Annotated in this window: 5 protein-coding genes; all 5 read right to left on the minus strand. The window is 68.3% G+C overall.

The genetic code is table 11. The features are described 5' to 3' along the window. Positions 1 to 108: 108 nt before the first annotated feature. Positions 109 to 711, minus strand: a complete 603-nt coding sequence (locus tag VG556_RS22050) for a GNAT family N-acetyltransferase (protein ID WP_100450536.1) — start codon at positions 709 to 711, stop codon at positions 109 to 111. Further along, positions 704 to 3,829: an efflux RND transporter permease subunit gene (locus VG556_RS22055; protein ID WP_111144194.1), complete on the minus strand. Its 3,126-nt coding sequence runs from the start codon at positions 3,827 to 3,829 to the stop codon at positions 704 to 706. The genes VG556_RS22050 and VG556_RS22055 overlap by 8 nt, the downstream gene beginning before the upstream one ends. Then, positions 3,826 to 4,932 carry an efflux RND transporter periplasmic adaptor subunit gene (locus tag VG556_RS22060; RefSeq protein ID WP_032957171.1) on the minus strand — a complete coding sequence of 369 codons (1,107 nt, stop codon included), beginning with the start codon at positions 4,930 to 4,932 and terminating at the stop codon, positions 3,826 to 3,828. Before VG556_RS22060 ends, VG556_RS22055 begins: the two co-directional genes overlap by 4 nt. A 275-nt stretch (positions 4,933 to 5,207) precedes the next feature. Next, complete coding sequence (locus VG556_RS22065; protein ID WP_100450538.1) at positions 5,208 to 7,271, minus strand: TonB-dependent copper receptor; 2,064 nt, start codon at positions 7,269 to 7,271, stop codon at positions 5,208 to 5,210. A 72-nt stretch (positions 7,272 to 7,343) separates the two neighbouring features. Continuing rightward, complete coding sequence (locus tag VG556_RS22070) at positions 7,344 to 7,763, minus strand: DUF2946 family protein (RefSeq protein ID WP_100450539.1); 420 nt, start codon at positions 7,761 to 7,763, stop codon at positions 7,344 to 7,346. Positions 7,764 to 7,995 lie beyond the last annotated feature (232 nt).

The following is a 7,995-nucleotide window of genomic DNA, read 5'->3' on the forward strand; positions in this document are numbered from 1 at the left end:
CGCAGGCCGCTGCGGTAGCGCTGTTTTGTAGAGCCGAGCCCATGCTCGGCTTGGCCCCCCGAGGGCAGCCGAGCATGGGCTCGGCTCTACAGCGGCCAGCCCGCGTGTTCACGGCAGCTGGGTGCGTACCCGGGCGAAACGGCGAAGGTCGTGCAGCACGCCGCGCTTGTAGACCGCGCAGCGCTCCACGCCCTCCTCCTGGAAGCCGTTCTTCTCCAGCACCCGCGCCGAGCCAAGGTTGAAGTCGACGACCGTGGCCTGCAGCCTGAACAGGCGCAGCTCGTCCATCACCCACGGTGCGAACAGCCCGACCACACGGGTCATCACGCCCTGCCCCCAATAGGCCTGGCCCAGCCAGTAGCCCAGTTCGGCGGTGTGCCCACGCTCGGCCATGCCCTGCTGGGCAGCGACGCTGCCGCAGGCCTGGCCGTCTATCTCGATGGCCAGGTTCAGGGTTCCGGGGGCCAGCACGCGGCCGGCGAGGAAGGCCTCGCCATCGGTGCGCGTGTACGGGTACGGGAAACGGTCGCGCAGGCCGCGCGACACCTCGGGATCGTTGGCGTGGCGCAGCAGCGATTCCAGATCATCCGGGCGCCAGGGGCGCAGCTGGAAGCCGTCGCCTCGAAGTGGGGGCAGAGCCCTTTCCCTTTGGGAAAGGGGTCCGACCCCGTCAGCGAGGGACCCGATCCCGTCGTTGTGCCGGTCAGGCATGGCCGCCCACCGACGGCGATTCCGCTTCCTGCTTCTCCAGCTCGCGCTTCACCGCTTCCGGCGAACGGGTGTACGGGGCAAGCCGCGCGTAGAACGCCGGCACCACGAACAGCGACAGGAAGGTCGAGAGGGTCACACCGAAGATGATCACGATGCCGATCGTGCCACGGCTGGCCGAACCGGGACCACCGGCCACCACCAGCGGAATGGCGCCGACCACGGTGGCGATCGAGGTCATCAGGATCGGGCGCAGGCGCACCATCGCCGATTCAATGATCGCCTCGCGCACGCTGCGCCCATCGTCGCGCAGCTGGTTGGCGAATTCGACGATGAGGATGCCGTTCTTCGCGGCCAGGCCAACCAGCATCACGATGCCGATCTGGCTGAACAGGTTCACCGTACCGCCACTCACCCACAACCCGACCAGCGCGCCGAGCACGCCCAGCGGCACGGTCAGCATGATGGTGAGCGGGTGGATGAAGCTCTCGAACTGCGCGGCCAGCACCAGGTAGACCACCAGCAGGGCCATGGCGAAAGTGAGCAGCACGGCGCCACCGGCGCTCTGGTACTCGCGCGATTCACCCTTCCAGTTCACCTGCGCGTACTGCGGCAGCTCTTCCTGGGCCACGTTCTGCGCCCAGGCAATGGCCTCGCCCAGCGGATAGCCCGGCGCCAGGCCGGCACTGATGGTAATCGAGCGCAGGCGGTTGAAGCGGTTCAGGGTGCCGGCCTCGGCCACTTCGCTCAACGTGACCAGGTTGGACAGCGGCACCAGCTCGCCAGAGGTGGCGCGCACGCGGATCGCGGCCAGGTCGGCCGGGCTGGCGCGACCGTCACGTCCGGCCTGCACCAGCACGTCGTACTCCTCGCCATTGTCGACGAAGGTGGTGACGCGGCGCGAGCCCATCATGGTTTCCAGCGCCGAACCGATCGCGGTGACCGGCACGCCGAGATCGGCCGCACGCTGGCGGTCGATGTTGACCCGCATCTGCGGCCGGGTTTCCTTGTAGTCCGAGTCGGGGCCGACCAGGCCGGGGTTGTCGGCCATGCGCAGCAGGATGCGGTCGCGCCACTGCGCGATCTCCGCGTACTCCGGCCCACCCAGCACGATCTGGAACGGCTGCCCGCCGCTGCGCACCAGGCCGCCACCGACCTGGGTACGCACACGCACGCCGCGGATGGTGTCCAGTTCCTTCTGCAGTTCGTTGGCCACGTCCGGCGTGGCCTCGCTGCGCTGGCGCCACGGCTGCAGGAAGATGCTGACGCGGCCGGTGTGCATTTCCTCGCTGGCACCGAAGCCACCGGGCACGCGCGGGTTGGCACGCACGATCGGCTTGTCCGGGCCGACATGCGGGGCCAGCAGCGCCTCCACCTGCTGCACCTGCTGCACGGTGTAGTCGTAGCCGGCACCTTCCGGGCCGTCGATCATGATCTGGAACGAACCGCGGTCTTCGGCCGGCGCCAGTTCCGAGGGCAGCAGCTTGAGCAGGCCCCAGCTGGCGACCAGCGCGGCCAGCATCACCAGCAGGTAGATCCAGGTGCGGTCGACGTGGTGATCGAGCACCCGCCCATAGGCACCCGCGAGGCGTTCCAGGTTGCGGTTGATGAAGCCGTGCAGGCCACGTGGCGCCTGCCCGGTGTGCGGCTTGAGCAGCTTGGAGGCCATCATCGGCGTCAGTGTGAGCGCCACGAACGCGGACAACGCCACGGCGGCGGCCAGCGCCACTGCCAGTTCGCGGAACAGGCGCCCGGTGTTGCCTTCCAGGAAGCCGACCGGCAGGAACACTGCCACCAGCACGGCGGTGGTGGCGATCACCGCGAAGGCGACCTGCGCGGTGCCGCGCTTGGAGGCCACCAGCGGTGGCTCACCCAGGTCGATGCGGCGCTGCACGTTCTCCACCACCACGATCGCATCGTCCACCACCAGGCCGATGCACAGCACCAGCGCCAGCAGGGTCAGCAGGTTGATCGAGAAATCGAACGCATACAGCGCGATGAACGCCGCGACCAGGCAGACCGGCACCGTCACCGCCGGGATCAACGCGGCGCGGAAACTGCCGAGGAACAGCCAGATCACCGCCAGCACCAGGATCATCGCTTCCACCAGCGTGGCGTAGACGCGGTCCACCGCCGCTTCGATGAAGGTGGTGTTGTCGAAGGCGACGAAGATCTGCGTGCCCTTGGGCAGGGTCAGCGCCACCCGCTCGGCTTCAGCGCGCGCGGTACGCGCCACGTCCAGCGAGTTGGCCGTGGAGGTCTTGACGATGCCCAAGCCGATGCCCGGTTCGCCGTTGCTGCGGTAGTACGCGCGGCGTTCGGCCGAGGCCAGCTCGATCTTCGCCACGTCGCCCATGCGCACCACGTAACCGTCGCGGCCCTTGCCCAGCGGGATGGTCGCGAAGTCTTCGGGCTTGATGTAGTTGCGCTCCACGCGCAGGGTGAAATCACGGTCGGTCGACTCGATGCGGCCGGCCGGCAGCTCCACGTTCTCGTTGCGCAGCGCGGTTTCCACGTCGCCGGTGGTCAGCCCGCGTGCGGCCAGCTGGTCCCGGTCCAGCCAGATCCGCATCGCATAGCGCTGGCGGCCGCCGATGCGGACCTGGGCCACGCCATCGAGGCTGGAAAAGCGATCGACCACGTAACGGTCGGCGTAGTCGCTCAGCTCCAGCGTGTCCATGGTCGAGGAGACCATGTTGAACCAGATGATGGGGTCGGCATCGCTTTCGACCTTGGCGATCTCCGGTGGCCGCGCCTCTTCCGGCATGCGGTCGGCCACGCGGCTGACCGCATCGCGCACGTCGTTGGCCGCCGCTTCGATATCGCGGTTGGAGGTGAACTCGATGCTGACCTGCGAGCGGCCGTTGGTGCTGCGCGCATTGATCGTATCGATGCCTTCGATGCCGGCCAGCGCATCTTCCAGCACCTGGGTGATGCGGCTTTCAATGACCGCCGCCGAGGCGCCGGTGTAGTCCACCGAGACCGAGACGATCGGCGGGTCGATGGCCGGCAGTTCGCGCAGGGTCAGGCGGGTGAAGGACATCACGCCCAGCACCAGCAGCAACAGGCTCATCACCACGGCGAACACCGGCCGCTGGATGGAGATGTCGGACAGCTTCATCCGCCGTGGCCCTCGGCCGCGGCCGGCGCAGCGTCTTCAGCGGGCTTTGCACCACTGGCGGGCGCTGCGTCCTTGGCGGCAACCTTCAGGCCCGGACGCAGCTTGCCGGTGCCATCGACCACGATGCGCTGGCCCGCTTCCAGACCCTGCCTGATCTCGACCACGCCGGCACGGCGCGCGCCGGTCACCACGTCCACACGCTCGACGCTGTCGTCAGCCTTGATGCGGTACACGAAGGTATCGCGACCGACCTGCACCACGGCGATTTCCGGAATCACCAGCGCCGGGCGCTCGGGGCGGAACAGGCGCACGTCCAGCAGCATGCCAGGACGCAGCGCATGGTCGCCGTTGGCAAAGTCGGCGCGCACGGTCACGGCACGGGTGGCCGGGTCGATGCGCGCATCAATGGTGCTGACCACGCCCTCGAAGGTGCGGCCCGGCCAGGCCACGCTGGTGGCGCTGACCTTGTCACCGACGCCCAGCGCAGCCAGTTCCACTTCAGGCACCTGGAAATCGATGTGCATGTGCTCGATGTCATCGAGCGTGGCGATGACCGTGGTCGGGGTCACCAGCGAGCCAGGGCTGACCTGGCGGATGCCGAGCACGCCGGCGAACGGCGCGCGCACGCGGCGATCACCGATGTCTGCCTGCATCTGCATCACGCGCGCTTCGGCGGCATCGCGGATCGACTTCTGCGTATCCAGCGTGGCGCTGGACACCAGCCGCTGGGCGGCAAGCTCGCGCTGGCGCTTGTACAGCTGATCGGCTTCATGGAAGGTCGCCTGCGCCTGCACCAGCGCGGCCTCCTGGGCCTGCCCACGAAGGGTCACGATCGGCGCACCGGCAGCAATGTGCTGGCCGCTTTCGAAATGCACTTTCTCGACGATCTCGCTGACCTTGGCGGTCACGCTGATCGATTCGCGCGCCTTGGCCGTGCCAAGCGCCTGCAGGGTGTCGCTCCACTGACGGGACTGCACGACCTGCGCAGTGACCGGCACCGCTTCTCCCTGCCGACGCGCGGCGGCCTCCTGTTTGCCTGCGCACCCGGCCAGCACGGCCAGGCTGAGGCCAAGGGCCAGGGTCGAAGCGATACGAGCCAACATGAACGGTCCAAATTGATCCACGGCCGCCGAGTGTAGGCAAGTGCCCCTGAAAGCGGTATGTGCCAAGCGTTTACCGGCGTGGAACCAGGGCTGCGATAGCGCCTTGAACCCATTCCGTGCAAGGCTGCCATGGGCAGTGTCGGCGTGTATCGGGGTGTATCCCGTCGTGCACCACCGGGTCAGTCATCGTAGAGTCGAAGCTGCCCGACGGAGGGCGTCGGGCGGGGACGGATCCTGGCGGGGATCCGGCCCCGTTTTTTTTTACACCCGGCGGATCAATACCGGTAGTTCAGCTTCATCCACACGCTGCGCCCCGGCTCGTTGATGCGCACCGGGTCGGCCGGGAAGCCGAAGTCGGCGCTGCCGGCCAGGTTCAGGTGCTCGCTGTAGGCGCGGTCGAACAGGTTGTCGACGCCTGCGCTGAGCTGCAGCTGCGAACCGAAACGGTACGCCGCGTTGAGCGCGAAGGTGGCAAAGCCCGCGCTCGGCCCGAGATCCTGTGCGACCACGTTGCCCTGGCCATCTGCGACACGGTGCTGGTGGGTCACCGCGCGCAGCAGCGCACCGGCGCTCCAGCGCTGGCCTTCCCAGTTCGCACTCAGGCGCGCTTCCAGCGGCGGCATCTGCGGCAGCGGACGCTGCTGGTCGCGGTTCTCGCCCCAGGCATAGGCCAGCGTGCCACCCAGCTTCCACTGTTCGGCCACGCTCACTTCCAGCCCCGCCTCGGCACCGGCGATGCGCGCATCGACGTTGCTGGCCTGGCTCATCCCCATCGCGCCGCTGCGGTGGTAGGTGAACAGGATGTAGTCCTGGATCTGCCCGGCGTACGCCGAGACCCAGGCCTGCACGCGCGGTCCCTTGTACTGCAGGCCAGCGTCGAGCTGGGTGGTGCGCTCGGGCTGGATGCCGGCAAACGCGTTCACCGCATCGGCCGGGCCGTGGTCGGGCGAGAACAGCTCCCAGTAGTCGGGCATGCGTTCACTGTGGCCGAGGCCGGCGTACCAGGTCAGGCCGTCGGCCAGGTCCTGCTCGTAGCGCAGGAAGCCACTGCCGAGCCATTCCTTGCGACGCTGGCCCGCAGTCGGATTGGGCATGTTGCCCATCATTCTGCGGAGCGACTGCCGCTCGTCGCGCACGCTGGCGCGATCGATGCGCAGGCCGCTGATCCAACGCTGATCGGTGCCGGCGCCGAGGGTCAACTCGGTGAACACGCCATAGCGGCGGAAGTGGGCATCGGTCTCCCACGCCACCTGGCGATAGGTGCCGCGGCCCATGCCCATGCGCCCACGATGGCGGCTGTCTTCGCCGTCCACGCCCGCCACCAGCTGCACGTCCTGCCAGCGCCACTCGGAACTGACCCGGCCGCCCTGGGTACGGCGATCCACGTTCGAAGCCATCGGCATCGGCATCGTGCTGTTCGGGTTCGGCGCACGCAGCGTGTAGTTGTCCATCACGTGATCGGCCTCGTTGTAGTACACGTTGGCCTGCACCGTGTCCCACGCACCCGGCAGGTTGCGCTTCTCGAAGCGCGCGGCATAGCTGGTGCGTTCGAACGCGGCCCCGTCCATGCCGCGTCCCGCATAGCGTGCGATCGCATCTCCGGCACCGGCAGAAATTTCCAGCAGCGTGTCGGCATCCGGCGTCCAGCCGATCGCCACGTCACCGTTCCACTTGCGCCACTTCGATGGCACCACATCGCCGTGGCCGTCCTTGTAGTCATCGGCTTCGGAACGGTTGCCACTGGCGCGCACATAGCCGGTCGGGTTGCCCAGGGTCAGGTCCAGCACCTGGTCGTTGCGGTTGCGCGAACCGACCAGCGCACTGGCATCGGCACGCAGGCCCGGCTCTTCGAAGCGCGGTGTATCGCGCTCGAAGCGTACGGTGCCAGCCGAGGCACCTGCGCCCCAGCGCACGCTCTGCGGGCCCTTGATGATGGTCAGCCGGTCGAAGCTCTCCGGCGCGATGTAGGACAGCGGATTGTCCATGCGCGACGGGCAGGCACCGATCAGGTTGCCGTCATTGCTGAGGATGTTCAGGCGCGAACCGAACATGCCGCGCAGCACCGGGTCACCGTTGGTGCCGCCGTTGCGGATGGCGGAGAAACCGGGAACGGTCTTCAGGTAATCGGCGCCATCACTGGCGGGTACCGGCTGCCGCGGCAGGCGTGGGTCGGTCACCCAGTGCAGTGGCGAGGACGGTGCGGCAGCGATGACCACCAGGGTGTCGAGGGTACGCGCCTCTTCGGCGGGCGCGGCATGGGCGAGCGTTGCAGCTACGGCCAGGCCAAGGGCAACCGGCAGGCGCGCACAGGCGCCCGCGGGGCGGGAAGTCATTTTCATCGGAACAGCTCCAAGGTACGCACGCGCGCACGGCGCCCGGTCAGGCGTCGTGCGGCAGATTCGACAGGGACATCAGCGAACGATGGAGAAAGGCGGCGGCCCACGCGCGGCATGCGCCGGCCAGCACAGCGCGGGCAGCACCTGCCGCGACCAGGGGAACACCAGCCGCGGCCGCCACAACAGCGGCAACAGCAGCACCAGCACGGCCAGCCACGGCAGCAGGCGCATCGCCAGCACGCAGTATTCGCAGGCTTCGCCGTGCATGGCGTGGGGATCGGCCGGTGGGGTCGGATCCGTGTGCCCGGGCAAGGGGCTCTGGTCCGCTACGGCACCATCATGCTGCATGTGCGCGTGGTCCATGCCGGCCATCGCAGCGTGGTCCATCGGCTGCGCATGCAGCGCGCGGCTGACCAGCGGCGCAAGCACCATCAGCAGCGTCGCCAGGACGGCAAGCTGGAGCAGAAGGCGCTGCGGGCGGGACAGCCGGGTCATCCCGCTAGTGTAGAGCCGGGTCCAGGGTTGCCCGTGCGACGAACCGTCGCAGGAGGGGTTTATCGGCAGGGCTGCGCCCTGCACCTGCAGAGGCCACGTCCACGGCAAGAGCCGAAGCAACAGCAAAAGCGGGTTCCTGTGGGTAGGCGGGGTGGGTCCGGTTGCGGGAGGCGCCGTAAACCCATCCATGGGGGCTTGGCCGCGGCATCCATGCCGCGGACGCTCCCGCAAC

Source organism: Stenotrophomonas sp. CASM106, assembly GCF_049384825.1.
Lineage (GTDB): Bacteria > Pseudomonadota > Gammaproteobacteria > Xanthomonadales > Xanthomonadaceae > Stenotrophomonas > Stenotrophomonas muris.

What these genes read in the sequence shown, in the direction of transcription:
- VG556_RS22050 (WP_100450536.1), bottom strand. Translation starts at nt 711, where the DNA reads ATGCCTGACCGGCACAACGACGGGATCGGGTCCCTCGCTGACGGGGTC.
- VG556_RS22055 (WP_111144194.1), bottom strand. Translation starts at nt 3,829, where the DNA reads ATGAAGCTGTCCGACATCTCCATCCAGCGGCCGGTGTTCGCCGTGGTG.
- VG556_RS22060 (WP_032957171.1), bottom strand. Translation starts at nt 4,932, where the DNA reads ATGTTGGCTCGTATCGCTTCGACCCTGGCCCTTGGCCTCAGCCTGGCC.
- VG556_RS22065 (WP_100450538.1), bottom strand. Translation starts at nt 7,271, where the DNA reads ATGAAAATGACTTCCCGCCCCGCGGGCGCCTGTGCGCGCCTGCCGGTT.
- VG556_RS22070 (WP_100450539.1), bottom strand. Translation starts at nt 7,763, where the DNA reads ATGACCCGGCTGTCCCGCCCGCAGCGCCTTCTGCTCCAGCTTGCCGTC.